At 62.1% G+C, this 17,780-nt stretch carries 16 protein-coding genes; 6 read left to right on the top strand and 10 right to left on the bottom strand.

Features of this window, described 5'->3' with window-relative positions:
- Positions 1-65 precede the first annotated feature (65 nt).
- Both I6A82_RS06760 and I6A82_RS06755 read right to left on the bottom strand, forming a co-directional pair.
- Positions 66-1,202 carry an acyl-CoA dehydrogenase family protein gene (locus tag I6A82_RS06760; protein ID WP_187335683.1) on the bottom strand — a complete coding sequence of 379 codons (1,137 nt, stop codon included), beginning with the start codon at positions 1,200-1,202 and terminating at the stop codon, positions 66-68.
- 168 nt (positions 1,203-1,370) lie between these two features.
- Positions 1,371-2,552, bottom strand: coding sequence for an acyl-CoA dehydrogenase family protein (locus tag I6A82_RS06755; protein WP_198094236.1), 1,182 nt, complete (start codon positions 2,550-2,552; stop codon positions 1,371-1,373).
- Positions 2,553-2,748: 196 nt separating this feature from the next.
- Here I6A82_RS06755 and I6A82_RS06750 point away from each other — a divergent pair, with 196 nt between their 5' ends.
- From I6A82_RS06750 to I6A82_RS06725, 6 genes are all read left to right on the top strand, one after another.
- A complete protein-coding gene (locus I6A82_RS06750; protein ID WP_232343333.1) occupies positions 2,749-4,182 on the top strand; it encodes an MFS transporter in 1,434 nt (477 codons plus the stop codon).
- A gap of 97 nt (positions 4,183-4,279) precedes the next feature.
- Positions 4,280-5,587, top strand: coding sequence for an acyl-CoA dehydrogenase family protein (locus I6A82_RS06745; protein WP_198094235.1), 1,308 nt, complete (start codon positions 4,280-4,282; stop codon positions 5,585-5,587).
- Positions 5,588-5,724: 137 nt separating this feature from the next.
- The gene (locus tag I6A82_RS06740; RefSeq protein WP_198094234.1) at positions 5,725-6,807 is read left to right on the top strand and encodes a Zn-dependent alcohol dehydrogenase; all 1,083 of its coding nucleotides are present in this window, start codon (positions 5,725-5,727) and stop codon (positions 6,805-6,807) included.
- 19 nt (positions 6,808-6,826) lie between these two features.
- Entirely contained in the window at positions 6,827-7,900 is a 1,074-nt protein-coding gene (locus I6A82_RS06735; RefSeq protein WP_198094233.1) for a phosphotransferase family protein, read from the top strand.
- On the top strand, positions 7,897-9,099 hold the full coding sequence (locus I6A82_RS06730) for a serine hydrolase domain-containing protein (RefSeq protein ID WP_198094232.1): 1,203 nt from the start codon (positions 7,897-7,899) through the stop codon (positions 9,097-9,099). Before I6A82_RS06735 ends, I6A82_RS06730 begins: the two co-directional genes overlap by 4 nt.
- Positions 9,100-9,208: 109 nt before the next feature.
- Entirely contained in the window at positions 9,209-11,251 is a 2,043-nt protein-coding gene (locus I6A82_RS06725) for a 3-hydroxyacyl-CoA dehydrogenase NAD-binding domain-containing protein (protein WP_198094231.1), read from the top strand.
- 83 nt (positions 11,252-11,334) lie between these two features.
- On the opposite strand, the gene I6A82_RS06720 is transcribed toward I6A82_RS06725, so the two are convergent.
- From I6A82_RS06720 to gdhA, 8 genes are all read right to left on the bottom strand, one after another.
- Positions 11,335-11,907, bottom strand: a complete 573-nt coding sequence (locus tag I6A82_RS06720) for a hypothetical protein (RefSeq protein ID WP_198094230.1) — start codon at positions 11,905-11,907, stop codon at positions 11,335-11,337.
- A gap of 225 nt (positions 11,908-12,132) precedes the next feature.
- Entirely contained in the window at positions 12,133-12,552 is a 420-nt protein-coding gene (rplQ, locus tag I6A82_RS06715) for a 50S ribosomal protein L17 (RefSeq protein ID WP_198094229.1), read from the bottom strand.
- A gap of 168 nt (positions 12,553-12,720) precedes the next feature.
- Positions 12,721-13,779 carry a DNA-directed RNA polymerase subunit alpha gene (locus tag I6A82_RS06710; RefSeq protein ID WP_187335674.1) on the bottom strand — a complete coding sequence of 353 codons (1,059 nt, stop codon included), beginning with the start codon at positions 13,777-13,779 and terminating at the stop codon, positions 12,721-12,723.
- A 147-nt stretch (positions 13,780-13,926) separates the two neighbouring features.
- The gene (gene rpsK, locus I6A82_RS06705) at positions 13,927-14,316 is read right to left on the bottom strand and encodes a 30S ribosomal protein S11 (RefSeq protein WP_198094228.1); all 390 of its coding nucleotides are present in this window, start codon (positions 14,314-14,316) and stop codon (positions 13,927-13,929) included.
- 115 nt (positions 14,317-14,431) lie between these two features.
- Entirely contained in the window at positions 14,432-14,800 is a 369-nt protein-coding gene (gene rpsM / locus I6A82_RS06700; protein WP_022672835.1) for a 30S ribosomal protein S13, read from the bottom strand.
- Positions 14,801-15,001: 201 nt separating this feature from the next.
- Complete coding sequence (rimK, locus tag I6A82_RS06695) at positions 15,002-15,907, bottom strand: 30S ribosomal protein S6--L-glutamate ligase (RefSeq protein WP_198094227.1); 906 nt, start codon at positions 15,905-15,907, stop codon at positions 15,002-15,004.
- Positions 15,904-16,395: an ATP-dependent zinc protease family protein gene (locus tag I6A82_RS06690; protein WP_246449526.1), complete on the bottom strand. Its 492-nt coding sequence runs from the start codon at positions 16,393-16,395 to the stop codon at positions 15,904-15,906. The genes rimK and I6A82_RS06690 overlap by 4 nt, the downstream gene beginning before the upstream one ends.
- Positions 16,392-17,744, bottom strand: a complete 1,353-nt coding sequence (gdhA, locus tag I6A82_RS06685; RefSeq protein ID WP_332310982.1) for an NADP-specific glutamate dehydrogenase — start codon at positions 17,742-17,744, stop codon at positions 16,392-16,394. Before gdhA ends, I6A82_RS06690 begins: the two co-directional genes overlap by 4 nt.
- Positions 17,745-17,780 lie beyond the last annotated feature (36 nt).

The following is a 17,780-nucleotide window of genomic DNA, read 5'->3' as shown; positions in this document are numbered from 1 at the left end:
ACGGCTCCTGATCGAGTAATGCCCTTCGAAAAACTCAGGGCTGCGGAAGTGGTCGCGGCGGTGTCTCAATAGCCGCTCATCTCCGCCACGCGATTGGCGTGGTAGTTCGCATCGCCCAGGAATTCGGCGAGCGCGCGGTCGCGTTTCATGTAGAGGCCGATGTCATATTCGTCGGTCATGCCCATGCCGCCATGCATCTGCACGCCCTCGCGCACCGCAAGGTCGCTGGTGGCGCCCGCTTTGGCCTTGGCGATGGAGACCCAGAGTTCGGCATCGTCCGATCCTTCGTCCAGCAATTGCTGCGCTTTGAGCACCGCAGCACGCGCGATTTCCATCTCGCTATAGAGATGCGCCGCACGGTGCTGGAGCGCCTGGAATTCGCCGATCAGGCGGCCGAACTGCTTGCGCTCCTTCAGATAGTCGACTGTCATGTCCATCGCGCCCGAACCAACGCCGATCATCTCCGACGCCGAACCGACGCGGGTGGCGGCGAGCACTTTCTTCAGCACGCTCCAGCCCTGATCGACCTCGCCGACCACCGCATCGGCGGTCACCTCGACGCCGTCGAACTCGATATGCGCGGCCATCGCGCTGTCGAGCAGGCGCGCACTTTCCATGCTCATGTTCGCCGCATTCTTGTCGACCGCGAACAGTGTCAGCCCGTCGGTTTCGCCCGCCGATCCGCCGGTGCGCGCAGCGACGATCAGGGCATCGGCGCTGCCGCCCTGCACCACGAACTGCTTCTTGCCCGAGAGCTTGAAGCCGTTGCCGGACCGCTCCGCCTTCATCGCGATCCGCTCGGGCCTATGCTTGGCGCTTTCATCGATCGCCAGCGCCAGCACCGTTTCGCCGCCGATGATGCCGGGCAGATATTTCTCGCGCAGCGACGCGGCGGCCTCGTTCAGTGCGGTCACGCCCGCAACCGATGTGGTGAGGAAGGGCGACGGCGTCAGATTGCGGCCGATCTCCTCCAGCACGACACCTGCCTCGACATGGCCCATGCCGAGCCCGCCATCGTCTTCGCTCGCCAGAATGCCGGTGAAACCCATTTCACCGAACTGCTTCCACAGATCGTGGCTGAAACCGTCCTTGCAATCCATGTCGCGGAACTTGCGCAGATGGGCGACGGGGGCCTGCTCGGCCATGAACGGGCGCGCGCTGTCCTGCAGCATCGCCTGATCTTCATTGAGATAAAGTGGCATTGGGTGTCCTCATAAAATGTCGTCATTGCGAGCGAAGCGAAGCAATCCAGGGCAGTTGCCGTGCTGCGCTCGCTCTGAATTGCCCGGCTGACTGCTTGCAGAAGTCGCTCAGGAGCGGGTTACTCGCCTTCGGCTCCTCGCGATGACGTGGAGCCGAAGGGAAAGCGCCTATGCTCCCGGCAGCTCCAGAATGCGCTTGGCGACCACGTTCAGCATGATCTCGCTCGTGCCGCCTTCGATGCTGTTGGCCTTGGTGCGCAGCCAGGCCCGCGGGCGCACGCCTTCGCTGGAACGCTCGCTTTCCCATTCCAGTGCGTCCGATCCGCCCGCTTCCATGATCAGTGCATGGCGGCGCTTGTTCAGTTCGGTGCCCGCATATTTCAGCATGTTCGGCTGCGCGGGATGGCCCTTGCCTGCCTTCATCTCATCGACGAAGCGCTCGGACATCGCGGTGAAGGCCAGCGCGTCGACATCGAAGCGCGCCAGTTCTGCGCGCAGCATCGGATCGTCGAGCCGGCCGCCATCGTCCTTGCCGACGGTGTCCACCAGCGCCGCGCCGAGCGAGCCGGCCCGGTCTCCGCCGCCGGTGCCGGAGATCATCTCGCGCTCATGGCCCAGCAGATATTTGGCGACATCCCAGCCGCGGTTCACCTCGCCGACGATCTGATCCTTGGGCACCTTCACATCGTCGAAGAAGGTCTCGCAGAACGGGCTGTTTCCGCTGATCAGCTTGATCGGCTTGGTCGAGACGCCGTCCGATTCCATGTCGAACAGCAGGAAGCTGATGCCTTGGTATTTGTTCTCCTTGTCGGTGCGCACCAGGCAGAAAATCCAGTCCGCCTGATCGGCATAGCTGGTCCAGATCTTCTGGCCGTTCACCACCCAGTGATCGCCCTTATCCTCACCATAGGTCTGGAGAGACACGAGATCCGATCCGCTGCCCGGCTCCGAATAGCCCTGACACCAGCGAATCTCGCCGCGCGCGATCGGGGGCAGATAATGGCGCTTCTGCTCTTCGGTGCCGAAATGCAGCATGGCGGGCCCGAGCATGGAGATGCCAAAGCTGTTCAGCGGGTTGCGCGCATTGATCCGCGCCATTTCCTGCCGCAGGATCTTGGTCTCAGCTGCGGAAAGCCCGCCGCCGCCATATTCCTTCGGCCAGTCCGGCACGGTCCAGCCGCGGCCCGCCATCGCTTCCAGCCATTGCTTCTGCGCTTCGTTCTTGAAGGTCCAGTTGCGCCCGCCCCAGCAGGCGTCTTTTTCATCCTTCATCGGCTGGCGCATTTCCGGCGGGCAGTTTTCTTCCAGCCAGGCGCGCGTTTCGGCGCGGAATGTTTCCAGATCGCTCATCGTTTCTCTTTCTCCTGCATGCGGCATCCCATGCGCCGCGGGCGGCTTGGCCGCAATTGCACCAAATTCGGGCCGTCTGCGCAAGGACTCGTTTCGTCTTTTCGAAAAAAGGGTATGGCCGAACGCCGTTGACGCGCGGCGGACGGGCCCTAAGGTGCGGCGACGAGGCGTAAAGCCGCGAACGGGAGAGGGTATCATGGCGCAGGCAGTTCATATCGCGCCCAAGACAAAGGTGCCGATGGGCACCAAGCTGGCCTACGGATTCGGCGCGGTCGCCTACGGCATCAAGGACAACGGCTTCTCCGTCTTCCTGCTGCTGTTCTACAATCAGATCGTGGGATTGCCTGCGGAGGCGGTGGGGCTGGTAATTGGCCTGGCGCTGATCGTGGATGCGTTCATCGATCCGGTGATCGGCAATCTTTCGGACCGCACGCGCACCAAATGGGGCCGGCGCCACCCATGGCTTTACGGCTCCGCCTTGCCGATCGCGATAACCTGGCTTTTGCTGTGGAATCCGCCCGAAGCGAGCACCGGTGCGACGCTCGGCTATCTGTTCGCCTTCGGGCTTCTGGTACGCGCCTCGCTCTCGGCAAACGAGGTGCCTTCACTAGCGCTGACGCCGGAACTGACGAGCGACTATACCGAGCGTACGCTGGTGGTGCGGTACCGCTTCCTGTTCGGGTGGGTCGGTGGTCTCCTGATGCTGGCGCTGGCTTATGGGGTGATCCTGGTCCCTACTCCCGGATATCCTGACGGATTGCTGAACCCGGCCGGTTATCCGCGCTACGCCTTGGTGGGCGCATTGATCATGTTCGTATCGGTCCTCGTCTCGGCGATCGGCACGCACAAGCGCCTCGCCCGCCCCGTGCCCGGTCGCCCCGACACCGCGGAAAGCGTGCGCGATATTCTCGCGACCCTGCGCTACAAGCCGTTCATGGTGGTGATGGTCGCCGCTCTGTTCGGATATGCCGCGCAGGGGATCACCTTCGCGCTGAGCAATTATCTGCTCAAGTTCATCTGGAATTTCTCCGCCCCCCAGTTTCTTTTCTACGCGCTGGTGCTGTTCGCCAGCGCCTGCGTGGCCTTCGCCGTGATCGCGCCGATCGCCAAGCGCACATCCAAGCAACGCGGTGCCGCCGCCTGCGCCATCGTGGCGGTCATTTTCGGCAGCGGCGCCTATTGGCTGCGCTATTTCGGGATCGCACCAGCGAATGATTCCCCGCTGCTGCTGCCGGTCATCCTCAGCATAATTGGTATCGGCAATGCGGCCTTCATCTCCTCGCTGATCCTGACGGCATCGATGGTGGCCGACGTCACCGATCATGCCGCGCGCAGCACCGGCAGGCAGACCGAGGGGCTGTTCTATGCCGGCTTCTTCTTCGTGCAGAAATCGGTGACCGGCCTTGGCATCTTTCTGTCCGGCATGATCCTGGGCGCCGTCGGCTTTCCGGAAAAAGCAGCGCCCGGCACCGTGCCGGACGATGTGCTGGGGCGGCTGATTCTGGTTTACGGCCTGTCGGTCGCTGTTCTGGGGGCGCTCTCGGCCCTTGCCTATTTGCGCTATCCGCTATCGGGTCGTGAAGAGCCGGACGAGGACGGGCTGGCCGCCGTGGCGGACGCGGTACAATGATCGCATCGCCATACTCAATGCTGGAAAAGCACCGCGCCATCTGCCAATTTGCCCGCAAACATCACACATTCCCCGAATCACGAGAGGATGATCTTCCATGGATTTTGACCTGACCGAACGCCAGAGCCACTGGCGCGACCGCATCCGCAACTTCATCGAGGACAATGTGCGTCCCGCAATTCCTGATGTGGAAGCGGAGATGGCGGACGGCGACCGGTGGAAGGTGATCCAGACCATCGAGAAGCTGAAAGAAAAGGCCAAGGGCCAAGGCCTCTGGAACCTCTTCATGCCGCCCAATTCGGGCCAGCAGCATGTGGACGACAGCTTCGAATTCGACGGCCCCGGCCTTAGCAATCTGGAATATGCGCTGTGCGCCGAGGAGATGGGCCGCATCGGCTTTGCGTCCGAGGTATTCAACTGCTCCGCGCCAGACACCGGCAATATGGAAGTGTTCCACCGCTACGGCACGCGCGAGCAGAAGGATCGCTGGCTCACCCCGCTGATGAGCGGCGAGATCCGCTCGGCCTTTCTGATGACCGAACCGGGCGCGGCCAGTTCGGATGCCACCAATATCGAATGCCGGATCGAACGCGACGGCGACGATTATGTCATCAACGGCCGCAAATGGTGGAGCTCTGGCGCGGGCGATCCGCGCTGCAAGATCGCGATCCTGATGGGCAAGACCGATCCCGACGCCAGCCGCCATTCGCAGCAGTCGCAGATTCTGGTGCCGCTCGATGCGGACGGCGTCACGATCGAGCGCTTCCTGCCGGTCTTCGGTTATGACGATGCGCCGCATGGCCATATGGAAATCGCGCTCAAGGATGTGCGCGTGCCCGCCTCCAACATCATCCTGGGCGAAGGCCGCGGGTTCGAAATCGCGCAAGGCCGTCTTGGGCCGGGCCGTATCCACCACTGCATGCGCACCATCGGCGTTGCCGAGGAAGCGCTGGAAAAGATGTGCAAGCGCCTGCTGAACCGCACGGCTTTCGGCAAGCTGATCGCCGAACATAGCGTGTGGGAAGAGCGCGTGGCCCGCGCGCGGATCGATATCGACATGAGTCGCCTGCTCTGCCTGAAGGCCGCGGACATGATGGACAAGGCCGGCAACAAGGCCGCTCAGGCCGAGATCGCGATGATCAAGGTGCAGGGGCCGAACATGGCGCTGCGCATCATCGACGACGCAATCCAGGCGCACGGCGGTGCAGGCGTGTCCGACGACTTCGGTCTCGCCAAAGCCTATGCCGGCCAGCGCACCCTGCGCCTCGCCGATGGTCCGGACGAGGTCCACAACCGCGCGATCGCCCGTATCGAGCTCGGCAAATATGGCGGCAAGGAAGCGGTTCAGGCCGCCAAGGCTGCCCGCGCCCAGCCCGCCGCCGGCCTGATGGGCCATTCGAGCTGATCCGCGCGAACTAGCACCATCGTCATTGTGAGGAGCCGAAGGCTACGAAGCAATCCAGAGCAAATGCAGCGCTGTCACTGGCCTGGATTGCTTCGGCCTGCGGCCTCGCAAAGACGTAGTATTTTGAAAGTTTACTCATGAAAGCAGCCCTCCTCACCAAACCCAATGCGCCGCTGGAAATCGTGGACGTCACCGTTGACGATCCCATGCCGCATGAGGTTCTGATCCGTACCGTCGCCTGCGGCGTCTGCCGGTCCGATCTGCACTTCGCGGACGGGGCCTTCCCGCACCCGCTGCCCACGGTGCTCGGCCATGAAGCGGCCGGCGTGGTGGAAAAGGTCGGCAGCGAAGTCACGACGGTGAAGCCGGGCGATCATGTCGTCACTTTCTTCACCGTCTTCTGCGGCCAGTGCGATCTGTGCCTGACGGGCCACTACACCTTGTGCACCAGCCCCGCGATCCGCCGCCCCGACGATGCGCCCCCGCGGCTCTCGCTGGACGGCGAGCCGCTGGCGCAGTTCATCAACCTCTCGGCCTATGCCGAACAGATGCTGGTGCACGAAAATGCCTGCGTCGCGATCGACAAGGAAATGCCGCTGGAGAAGGCCGCATTGCTCGGTTGCGCCGTGCTCACCGGCGCGGGAGCGGTGTTCAACGATAGCCATGTGAAGCCAGGCGAAACGGTGGCCATCATCGGTTGCGGCGGCATCGGCCTCAGCGCCATCAACGCCGCCAAGATCGCAGGTGCCGGCCGCATCGTCGCGATCGACCCGGTCGCCTCCAAGCGCGATCTGGCGCTGCAATCGGGCGCCACGGACGCGTTCGATCCGATGGAGGAAAACGCCACCAAGTCGCTGATGAAGATGAGCGGCGGCGGCTTCGATTATGCCATCGAATGCGTCGGCCAGCCGGCTACCGCGGAGATGGCGTGGAATATCGTGAAGCGCGGCGGCACGGCCACCATCCTCGGCATGATCGCGCCGGGCAAATCGGTTTCGATCCCCGGCCCCACTTTCCTTTCGGGCAAGAAGCTGCAGGGCTCGCTGCTCGGCGGTTGCGTACCGCCGATCGACCTGCCGCGTCTCGTGCAGTTCTATCTCAACGGGCAGCTCGAGCTGGACCTGATGGTGGCCGAGGAAATCCGGCTCGAAGGCATCAACGACGCGCTGGATGCGCTGCGCAAGGGCGATGCCGTGCGCTCCGTGATCCGGTTCGATTGACTTGGGCGGAGACAGGCGAATGAGCGAAGCACCCGCAGCGGACAATATCGGCACCATGGCCGTGCCGGAGAAGGACCGGCTCGACGAAGCCGCCCTCACAGGCTGGATGCAGGACCATGTCGAAGGGTTCGAAGGGCCGATTGAGCTGTCCAAGTTCAAGGGCGGGCAGTCGAACCCCACCTACCGGATCAACACGCCGGGGCGTTCCTACGTTCTGCGCCGCAAGCCTTTCGGCGAGCTGTTGCCGAGCGCGCATGCGGTGGACCGCGAATATCGCGTGATCAGCGGCCTGCACCCTACCGGCTTTCCCGTCGCGCGGCCTTATGGGCTATGCGAGGACGAGAGCGTCATCGGATCGATGTTCTACATCATGGAGATGGTGAAGGGCCGCTCGCTCTGGGACGGCAGCCTGCCCGATATGGAGCCGGCGCAGCGCACCGAAATCTACCATGCGCTGATCGATACGCTGGCCGATCTTCACCAGACCGATCACGAAGCGGCGGGCCTAGGCGAGTACGGCAAGCCCGGCAATTATTTCGAACGTCAGGTCGGCCGCTGGACCAAGCAGTACCGGGCCAGCGAAACCGAGGAAATGCCGGAGATCGAGCGGCTGATCGAATGGCTGCCCGCTACCCTGCCGAGCCAGGAGCGGACCAGCATCGTTCATGGCGATTACCGCATCGACAACGTAATCTATGCTCCGGACGAACCGCGCATAGCCGCGGTGCTGGATTGGGAACTGTCCACGCTGGGCGATCCGATGGCGGACGTCGCCTATCTGCTGATGAATTGGGAGACGCCGACGGAAGGGCGCGCGGGGCTGGCGGGCCTGGACCTCGACGCGCTGGGCATTCCGAACATGCGCGCCATGCTCGATCGCTATGCCGAGCGCACCGGACGGGAAAAAATCGAGGACCTGAACTGGTATTTCGCGTTCAACATGTTCCGTCTCGCGGGCATCGTGCAGGGGATCAAGAAGCGTATTATCGACGGCACCGCGTCGAGCGCGCACGCGAAGCAGACCGCCGAGCGAATGCCGTTCCTAGCGCAGGCGGCGTGGATGTTCGCCCAGCGTGCCGGAGCGAAGGCATGAGCGATCGCTTCGATCAGAGCCGTCTGGAACGCATCGCGCCGTTCCTGAAGCAAAAATATCTCGATACCGGTAAACTGCCCCACGCGGGCGTCCTCGTCGGCCTGAAGGACGGCCCGTCCTATCAGTCGCTGCAGGGCGATGCGCGCGAGGGACAGCCGCTGGCGGAAGACACGATCTACCGCATCGCCTCGATGACCAAGCCGCTCACCTCAATTGCGTTCATGCAACTGGTGGAACAGGGCAAGGTCGCGCTGAGCAATTACGTCCATGATGTCATTCCCGAATGGAAGGATATGGGCGTGTTCGTGGCGGGCGGCGGTGAGGCACCGTTTCAGAAACGTCGCCCCAAGCGGCCCATGCAGATGCTCGATCTGCTGCGCCACACCTCCGGCCTCACCTACGGATTTCAGGAGCGCACGCCCGTCGACGCCGCCTATCGGCGCGAACAGCTCGACAGCTTCAACGCGCAATATGATCTGGAAACCTTCCTCAAGAAGCTCGCCGATTATCCGCTGCTGTTCGATCCGGGCGAGGCGTGGAATTACTCCGTGTCCACCGATGTGCTCGGCGGCCTGATTCAGCGTATCGCGGATCAGCCCTTCGACGAGTATCTGAAGGAAAACATTCTCGATCCGCTGGGCATGGAAGACACTTTCTTCCAAGTGCCTCCCGATAAGGCGGACCGGCTGGCCGACGCTTATTATTTCCATTCCGCCGAGACGAAGAAACTGTTCGATCCAGGCGGTCCGACCAGCCGTTGGGCAAAACCGCGCGCCATGCCCTCGGGCGGCGGCGGCTTGGCCTCCACCATGGGCGATTATGAGCGCTTCTGCCGCATGCTGCTCGGCCAGGGTGAATATGAAGGCGCACGGATAATCGGCCGCAAGACGCTGGACTTGATGACCGCGAACCATCTGCCCGGCGGCAAGGACCTGACCGAGCTGTCGATCAGCCTGTTCTCCGAAGCGGACAATGCGGGCATCGGTTTCGGTTTGGGCTTTGCCACCACGATGGAACCGCACAAGACGCTCACCCCCGGCTCGGCAGGCGATTTCTACTGGGGCGGCATGTTTTCCACGGCGTTCTTCGTGGATCCGGCAGAAGAACTGTTCATGATCTTCATGACGCAGCTGATGCCGAGCTCGACTTATCCCGTTCGCCGGGAACTCAAGACGATGATCTACGCTGCCCTGGAGTAGCGTTTCGTACCAAACACCGCAGGGCTGAGCTTGTCGAAGCCCGCCTGTCCCTCACCGCAACGCGCCCTTCGACAAGCTCAAAGGGCCACGGAAGCAGAGAAAGAAAAATATGACCGACTCCCCCATCTCCACCACGCGCGAAGGCGACATCCTGGTCGTCACATCGAACAATCCCCCCGTGAACGCGCTCGGCGCGGCGGTCCGCACCGGCCTCAGCGCCGCGCTGGACGAAGCCGAGGGCGATGACAGCATCAAGGCGCTGGTCCTGCGCTGCGAAGGACGCACCTTCTTTGCGGGCGCGGACATCACCGAATTCGGCAAGCCGCCGGTCGAGCCGCTGCTGCCCGCAGTGATCGAGCGCATGGAAGCGTTCGGCAAGCCGATCGTCGCCGCGATCCACGGCACTGCGCTTGGCGGGGGCTGCGAGACCGCGCTCGGCTGTCATTACCGGATCGCCGTGCCCAGCGCCAAGATCGGCACGCCCGAGGTGAAGCTCGGCCTGTTGCCGGGTGCTGGCGGCACGCAGCGCCTGCCGCGCGTGGCGACGGTGGAGCTGGCGCTGGAGATGACCGCCAAAGGCGATCCCATCTCTGCAAAGAAAGCGCATGAGGCGGGCCTGATCGACCGCATGGCGGGCGAAGACAGCCTTCGGGAAGACGCCATCGCCTTCGCCAACGAGATCAAGGACGCACGCCCCATTCCGCGCGTGAGCGAGATGGACGCGAGCGCCGAGGACGGCGTGTTCGACAAATTCCGCGAGGCCAATGCGCGCAAGTTCAAGGGCTTCGATGCGCCCGAAGCGAACATCAAATGCGTCGAAGCGGCGACGACCATGCCGTTCAAGGAAGGCATCGCGTTCGAGCGGGAGCAGTTCGGCAAGCTGATGTTCGGCAGCCAGTCCGCCGCCATGCGCCACCTGTTCTTCGCCGAGCGCAAGGCATCGAAAATCGATGACGTGCCGAGCGACATCAAGCTGCGCGACGTCAAGAAGGTGGGCGTCATCGGCGCCGGCACCATGGGCGGCGGCATTTCGATGAACTTCCTGCAGGCCGGCTATCCGGTCACCATCGTGGAAATGAAGCAGGAAGCGCTGGACCGCGGCGTGGGCGTGATCCGCAAGAATTACGAAAACAGCGCCTCCAAGGGCCGGTTCACCAATGAACAGGTCGAACAGTGGATGGGGCAGCTCACCGGCTCGCTCGACCAGGGCGATCTGGCCGATTGCGACCTCATCATCGAGGCGGTGTTCGAAAATATGGACGTGAAGAAAGAGATTTTCACCAATCTCGACAAGCTGGCCAAGGAGGGCGCGATCCTGGCGTCCAACACCAGCTATCTCGATATCAACGAGATAGCTAGCGCCACCAACCGTCCTGGCGATGTCGTGGGCATGCACTTCTTCTCACCCGCCAATGTCATGAAGCTGCTGGAGGTCGTGCGCGGCGACCAGACCGAGAAGGACGTGCTCGCCACGGTGATGGATATCGCCAAGAAGATCCGAAAGGTGGCGGTGGTCGCGGGCGTGTGCGACGGCTTCATCGGCAATCGCATGCTGAAGCCGCGCCAGGTCGAGGCGCAGAAGCTGCTGCTGGAAGGTGCAACGCCGGCCCAGATCGACAAGGTGCATACCGATTTCGGCATGCCCATGGGCCCGTTCCAGATGAGCGATCTAGCGGGCGTGGACATCGGCTGGCACCGTGATCCGAACCGCATCGAATCGATCCGCGACGCACTGTGCGCCGAAGATCGCTGGGGCCAGAAGAAGGGCGCGGGCTTCTACGATTATGACGAGAAGCGTCGTCCCTCCCCTTCCCCGCGCGTGGCCGAAATCATCGAGGATTTCCGGAAGAAGGCGGGTACTGAAGTGCGCGAGATCAGCGACGAGGAAATTATCGAGCGCACGCTCTATCCGATGGTGAACGAAGGTGCGCTGATCCTGGAAGAAGGCATCGCCCAGCGCGCGAGCGACATCGATGTCGTGTGGATTTACGGCTATGGCTGGCCGGTCTATCGCGGCGGCCCAATGTTCTGGGCGGACCTGGAGGGTGCCAAGAAGATCCTTGCAGGCCTGGAAAAGCATGAAGACAAGTTCGACTTCGAGATTTCCAAGCTGCTTCGCGAAAAGGCGGAAAAGAAGGAACGCTTCAACTAAGCGCTCTGCCGCTTAGGCGCTGAAAAACAGAAAGGCCCGGTCTCACGACCGGGCCTTTTCTTTTATCGGCTTGGAAAGGCCGATCAAATCCCGCGGATGTTCACATCGACGACGCGGCCACGCTGGACGGTGCAGGTAAAGCTGCCGCGATCGTAATTGTTGCGATAGCGATTGCCCCAACGATTGCCGCGGCGATCATACTCGTTCACCACAATGTCTCCGCGAACTCGCACACCGCGGCGGATACGATCGACATCGTCGATCTGCGTCACGCGGACGTCGCTGCCGTAACGGCGGCCCTCATATTGAGCGGCCTGGACGCATTGTTGGATCACCTGCTGGCCCTGATTGTAACGACTGCTGCCACGATAATAGCCGTTATTATAGCCATCATTGTAATAGCCGCCGGTCGGGTAGCCATTGGTGCGATAGCGCGGATCGTTATAGCGGCGATCGTAACGATCGTCGTTGTCGCTTGCCGCTGCGATTACAGCGGCAAGGCCGCCGAGGATCGCCACACCGGCGATCACTTCTCCAGCGCTCACGCCGCCGCGATCACGGTCGCGATAATATTGCGCGTTGGCCGGGGCCGCGGCGGAAACAAGCACGGCCGCACCGACGGCCGAGCCAATGAATGCCTTCTTCAGATTTTTCATGGTCGTGCTCCTATTCGTCTTCCCCACTGTGCCTATGGTTATAACGCGGTCGTTGTGACCCCGTTCTGAACCTGTACGGCAGCATCTGTTCATAAACTAAGCGAGAAGCCTGAACATAAAAGTGGGTTACTGATAGAGCAACGCAGCGGACAGCAAAAAGGCCATGACGCCCGTCGGCGCCATGACCCAATGCTTGTTCTAATGATGTCAGATGAACGGGAGCTGTCAGGCTTCCTCGAAATCTTCTTCCGTCATCACGGGGCCGCTGTCCTGCCCGCGTGCTTGTTCGTCACGGTCGATGAATTCGATCACCGCCATCGGCGCCATGTCCGACTTGCGGAAGCCGGCCTTGACGATGCGTGTGTAACCGCCGTTGCGGCTCGAATAGCGATCGGCCAGCGTGTCGAACAGCTTGCTGAGCTGCGTTTCGTCCATCAAGCGGCTCTGCGCGAGGCGGCGGTTCGAAAGACCACCCTTCTTCGCCAGGGTCACCAGCTTTTCGATATAGGGGCGCAGTTCCTTCGCCTTGGGCAGCGTGGTGACGATCTGCTCATGCTTGATCAGCGCGGCCGACATGTTGCGCAGCAGGGCTGCACGGTGCGAACTGGTCCGCTGAAGCTTACGACCACCCATTTTATGACGCATGCGATATTCCTTTTCGTTCGTAAGGAGGCCGTATGAGGTACCTCAGTCCCGGCGGCGCTTCGGGAGGCCGCCCTATCCCTGAACCGAAGTCCCGAGCCTATTGAAGGACGTCTCTCCTAATCGAGAAACGCCCTTCGACAAGCTCAGGGCTTCGGCTAATCCTGACGCTTAGCCCAGCAGTTCCTGCTCGAGCTTCTTAGCCATCTCTTCGATATTCTCCGGCGGCCAGCCGGGGATGTCCATGCCGAGGCGAAGGCCCATGCTGGACAGCACTTCCTTGATCTCGTTCAAGGACTTGCGGCCGAAGTTCGGCGTGCGCAGCATCTCGGCTTCGGTCTTCTGAACCAGATCGCCGATATAGATGATGTTGTCGTTCTTGAGGCAGTTGGCGCTGCGGACCGACAGTTCCAGCTCGTCGACCTTCTTGAGAAGGTAGCGATTGAGCTGATTGGCATCGGACTCTTCACCCATCGGCGAAGCGGCCTGGCCAACCGGGGCGCTGGACTGTGTCATCGACTCTTCGAAGTGGACGAAGATCTGCAGCTGGTCCTGCAGGATGCGTGCGGCATAGGCCACCGCATCCTCGGGCGTCACCGTGCCATCGGTCTCGACGGTGAGGCTCAGCTTGTCGAAGTCCAGCTCTTGGCCGACACGGGCGTTCTCAACCTTGTACGCCACCTGACGAACGGGCGAATAGAGGCTGTCCACGGGGATCAGGCCGATCGGGGCATCGGCCGGACGGTTGGCAACGGCGGGGACATAGCCTTTACCGGTGTCTGCGGTCAGCTCCATGTTCAGCGTCGCGTCTTCGTCGAGATGGCAGATCACCAGATCCTTGTTCATCACTTCGATGTCGCCAGACACGGCAATGTCACCGGCCTTCACTTCGCCGGGACCGGTCTTAGAAAGCTGCAGGCGCTTGGGGCCTTCGCCTTCCATCTTCAGCGCGATCTGCTTCACGTTGAGGACGATGTCCGTCACATCCTCGCGCACGCCGGCGAGCGAGGAGAATTCGTGCAGCACGTTCTCGATCTTGATCGAGGTGATGGCCGCGCCCTGAAGCGAGGAAAGAAGCACGCGCCGCAGCGCGTTACCCAGCGTCAAACCGAACCCGCGCTCGAGCGGCTCGGCAACCAGGGTCGCCTTCCGCTTGATATCGCCAGTGGACTTCAGGTCCAGGTTGCTGGGCTTCTTGAGTTCCTGCCAGTTCTTCATATTGACAGCCATGGAATTCCCCTAATGTTCGGGCCCCGGGAGCAAAGAGGACCCTCATGTGAATATGCGCGGGGCGGGAAATGAGCAGCGCCGTCCGCCCCCGGCCGGCGATCCGGACAGCCGCCCCTGCAGGATGCGGCGTCCGGACCCGAGAGGTGGTTAGACCCTCCGGCGCTTGGACGGGCGCACACCGTTATGCGGGATCGGGGTCACGTCGCGGATCGAGGTGATGGTGAAACCCACCGCCTGCAATGCGCGCAGAGCCGATTCGCGGCCCGAACCGGGACCCTTCACTTCGACTTCGAGCGTACGGACGCCATGATCGGCGGCCTTTTTGCCTGCATCCTCGGCCGCAACCTGCGCGGCATAAGGGGTCGACTTGCGGCTGCCCTTGAAGCCCATCATGCCCGCGCTGGACCAGCTGATCGCATTGCCCTGCGCGTCGGTGATGGTGATCATCGTGTTATTGAAGCTGGCGTTCACATGGGCGACGCCGGCGGAAATGTTCTTGCGTTCGCGCTTGCGAATACGCTGCGGTTCACGTGCCATTCTACTCTTCCTTCAAATCTTGAAGGGGGATGCATGATATTCCCGGAAAGGCCGCGCGGTGAGCGAGAGAGCTTCGCGCGGCAAAAAAGAGAATTCAGTCCCCCGGACTGAATTCTTACTTTTTCTTACCGGCGATCGGCTTGGCCTTGCCCTTACGGGTGCGCGCATTGGTGTGCGTGCGCTGACCACGAACCGGAAGACCACGGCGATGACGCAGGCCGCGATAGGACGCGAGGTCCATCAGGCGCTTGATGTTCATCGCAGTCTCGCGGCGAAGGTCGCCCTCGACAGTGTGCTCTGCGTCGATCGTTTCGCGGATCTGCAGAACTTCGGCGTCGGTCAGGTCCTGAACGCGGCGGCTATGGTCGATGCCAAGCTTGTCGGCGATCTCGACGGCCTTGGTGCGGCCGATTCCGGTGATGTAGGTAAGCGCAATGATAACGCGCTTGTTGGTGGGGATGTTGACCCCGGCGATACGTGCCATGTATTCGTAAACTCCTGCTCCACAGGGAGGGCCCGGACGGGCACCCTATCTCATCGCGTGAAACCGAACGCACGAAAGCCAGCGGCGCACGTGGCGCTGCTGGTGACTTCCGTTGTCCGGATGCGTGGCGATGTAGGACCCTGTCCAGCGGCTGTCAAGCGGTGCGGAACCGCAAGACCCATAATCGCGACGCCTGCTTCTTCAGCCTTTGCCCTTGGTCTTGGTCTTCCCGCTGGCCATGTGCGTTTCCATGAATTCGATGATCCGCGATGCGACATCGATGCCGCTAGCGTTCTCAATGCCCTCAAGACCAGGCGAGCTGTTCACTTCCATGATCACCGGCCCGTGATTGGACCGCAGGATATCGACGCCCGCGACGTTCAGGCCCATCACCTTGGCCGCGCGCACGGCAGTCGAGCGTTCTTCGGGCGTGATCTTGATCGATTTGGCCGTGCCGCCGCGGTGGAGGTTGGAGCGGAAATCGCCCTCCGCGCCGGTGCGCATCATGGAGGCGACCACCTTCCCGCCGATCACGAAGATGCGGATGTCGCTGGAGCCGGCTTCCTTGATGAACTCCTGCACCAGGATGTTCACATTGGCGCCGCGGAACGCCTCGATCACCGATTTGGCGGATTTCTCCGTCTCGCCAAGCACCACGCCGATGCCCTGTGTGCCTTCAAGCAGCTTGATGACGACAGGCGCGCCGCCCACCATCTTCAGAACCTCGTCGGTCTGCTTCGGATCATGCGCGAAGGCGGTGACGGGCAGGCCGAGGCCGTGCTTGGCGAAGATCTGCATAGAACGCAGCTTGTCCCGGCTGCGGCCGATGGCGACGCTTTCGTTCAGCGGCCAGACGCCCATCATTTCGAACTGGCGCAGCACGGCCAGGCCATATTGGGTGATCGATGCGCCGATGCGCGGGATTACCGCGTCATAGCCGACCAGTTTTTCGCCATTATGGCGGGCGCCGGGGCGGTGCGAGACGATGTCCATCGTCACGCGCAGGGTGTTCAAAATGTCGATTTCGTGCCCGCGCTCTTTCGCCGCCGCGACCAGGCGCTTGTGCGAATAGAGGTTGGCGTTACGCGCCAGCATCGCAATTTTCATGAATCTCTCTCCTCGGGGCGTCCGAGCATCCAGCGCCGGGAGCAGTTGACCAGGAAGCCCCGCGCCAACGCCCGTCGCCCGATGAGAATCGGAAAGGCCATGGCCCGCCTATTGGCGAGAGTTAGGTGTCCGGTCCATGCAAATTCACCGATGCGCATGCGCGTCTCGATCACATAGCGCAGCTGCACCTCGCCATTGGAGGATTTGATCTTTCGGCGCGCGACGGCGGGCGCGGTGAACATCCGTTCCGGCTCATCCTGATGCACGCGCGACCAGAACTCGACCAGCAGTCCCTCATCGGTCTCGATCGGGTTGAGTCGCGTCGCATGGATCGAAGACGTTGCCGCGCCGGTGTCGATTTTTGCGCGGACATGCTCAAGGCCCAGATCGGGAAGCTGGACCAGCTCGGCCCACCCGATTTCGATCGGCTCTGCCATCTTGGCGCGCGGCTCGCGCACCCGTTCGGGCAGTTCCCATTCGCCCTTCACAGGACGCCGTAAGCGAGCATCGCGTCGGCTACCTTTTCGAAGCCGGCGATATTGGCACCGCGGCGATAATCGATGCTGCCGTCATCGCCCTTCCCCGCCGTGCGGCACTTATGATGAATATCGGCCATGATGTCGGTGAGCAGCGAATCGAGCCGCTCGCGTTCCCAACTCATGCGCTCCGCATTCTGGCTCATCTCCAGCCCTGAAACGGCAACACCGCCCGCATTGGCCGCCTTGGCAGGGGCCAGAACGACGCCTTCGCCGCGCAACAGCTCCATCGCATCGGCAGTGGTGGGCATGTTTGCGCCCTCCACGACGAAACGCACATCATTGCCGCACAGCGCCGTGGCCGCGTCCTTGTCGATCTCGTTCTGCGTGGCGCAGGGCATCGCGACATCCGCTTCCACGGACCAAGGCGTCTTCCCGTCATGATATTCGATGCCGTCAAATTCGTCCGCCGCCTCGCGGATGCGCCCGCGCCGCTCGAATTTCAGTTCCTGGATCCATTCCAGCTGGTCACGCTTCAGCCCGTCCTTGATCTCGATCGTACCGTCGCTGTCCGAAAGCGTCAGCACCTTGGCATCACAATCGAGCAGCTTCTGCGCGGCATAGAGCGCCACATTGCCGCTTCCCGAAATGATCGCCGTCTTGCCCTCCAGCTCCTCATCCTCGGCCTTCAACATTTCGCGCAGGAAGTAGACCGCGCCGAAACCCGTTGCCTCGGGTCGCATCTGACTTCCGCCGTAGGAAAGCTCCTTGCCGGTCAGCACACCTTCCCAGCGCCCGGTAATCCGCTTGTATTGGCCAAAGAGATAGCCGATCTCCCGCGGCCCGACGCCGATGTCGCCTGCGGGCACATCCACCTGCGGGCCGATATGGCGATAGAGTTCGGTCATGAAGCTCTGGCAGAAGCGCATGACCTCCGCATCGCTTCTGCCATGCGGATCGAAATCCGATCCGCCCTTGCCGCCGCCCATGGGCAGGCCGGTGAGCGAGTTCTTGAACGTCTGTTCAAAAGCGAGGAACTTCAGAACGCTCTCGTTCACGCCCGGCGAGAAACGCAGCCCGCCTTTATAGGGGCCGATCGCATTGTTGTTCTGCACCCGCCAGCCCCGCTGCACGCGGATATTGTTATCGTCATCCTCCCACACCACGCGGAAGCTGGTGATCCGATCGGGCTCGGTAATCCGCTGCAAAATCTGCGCTTCGTGATAGTCGTCGCGATCCTCGACCCAGCCATAGATGTCTTCGGCGACTTCCTGGACGGCCTGAACGAACTCGGGTTGATTTGGATTGCGATCCTTCACGCTTTGCATGAAGTCTTCGATGCTGGGGCATTTGCTTGAGATGGGAGGCCTCTTTTCCGGCTTTGGTTTCCTATGGAA

The sequence above is a fragment of the Novosphingopyxis sp. YJ-S2-01 genome (genome assembly GCF_016093175.1).
Taxonomy (GTDB): domain Bacteria; phylum Pseudomonadota; class Alphaproteobacteria; order Sphingomonadales; family Sphingomonadaceae; genus Novosphingopyxis; species Novosphingopyxis iocasae.
Note: the sequence above shows the minus strand (reverse complement) of the source record. Positions and strands in the feature narration are given on the sequence as shown.

Bases quoted from the DNA above. Each gene is read 5' to 3' on its own strand.
- rpsK (WP_198094228.1), bottom strand. From the start codon at position 14,316: ATGGCACGTGAACCGCAGCGTATTCGCAAGCGCGAACGCAAGAACATT.
- I6A82_RS06730 (WP_198094232.1), top strand. From the start codon at position 7,897: ATGAGCGATCGCTTCGATCAGAGCCGTCTGGAACGCATCGCGCCGTTC.
- I6A82_RS06735 (WP_198094233.1), top strand. From the start codon at position 6,827: ATGAGCGAAGCACCCGCAGCGGACAATATCGGCACCATGGCCGTGCCG.
- rimK (WP_198094227.1), bottom strand. From the start codon at position 15,907: ATGAAAATTGCGATGCTGGCGCGTAACGCCAACCTCTATTCGCACAAG.
- I6A82_RS06740 (WP_198094234.1), top strand. From the start codon at position 5,725: ATGAAAGCAGCCCTCCTCACCAAACCCAATGCGCCGCTGGAAATCGTG.
- I6A82_RS06750 (WP_232343333.1), top strand. From the start codon at position 2,749: ATGGCGCAGGCAGTTCATATCGCGCCCAAGACAAAGGTGCCGATGGGC.
- I6A82_RS06745 (WP_198094235.1), top strand. From the start codon at position 4,280: ATGGATTTTGACCTGACCGAACGCCAGAGCCACTGGCGCGACCGCATC.
- rplQ (WP_198094229.1), bottom strand. From the start codon at position 12,552: ATGCGTCATAAAATGGGTGGTCGTAAGCTTCAGCGGACCAGTTCGCAC.
- I6A82_RS06755 (WP_198094236.1), bottom strand. From the start codon at position 2,552: ATGAGCGATCTGGAAACATTCCGCGCCGAAACGCGCGCCTGGCTGGAA.
- rpsM (WP_022672835.1), bottom strand. From the start codon at position 14,800: ATGGCACGTATCGCCGGGGTCAACATCCCCACCAACAAGCGCGTTATC.
- I6A82_RS06760 (WP_187335683.1), bottom strand. From the start codon at position 1,202: ATGCCACTTTATCTCAATGAAGATCAGGCGATGCTGCAGGACAGCGCG.
- I6A82_RS06710 (WP_187335674.1), bottom strand. From the start codon at position 13,779: ATGGCTGTCAATATGAAGAACTGGCAGGAACTCAAGAAGCCCAGCAAC.
- I6A82_RS06725 (WP_198094231.1), top strand. From the start codon at position 9,209: ATGACCGACTCCCCCATCTCCACCACGCGCGAAGGCGACATCCTGGTC.
- I6A82_RS06720 (WP_198094230.1), bottom strand. From the start codon at position 11,907: ATGAAAAATCTGAAGAAGGCATTCATTGGCTCGGCCGTCGGTGCGGCC.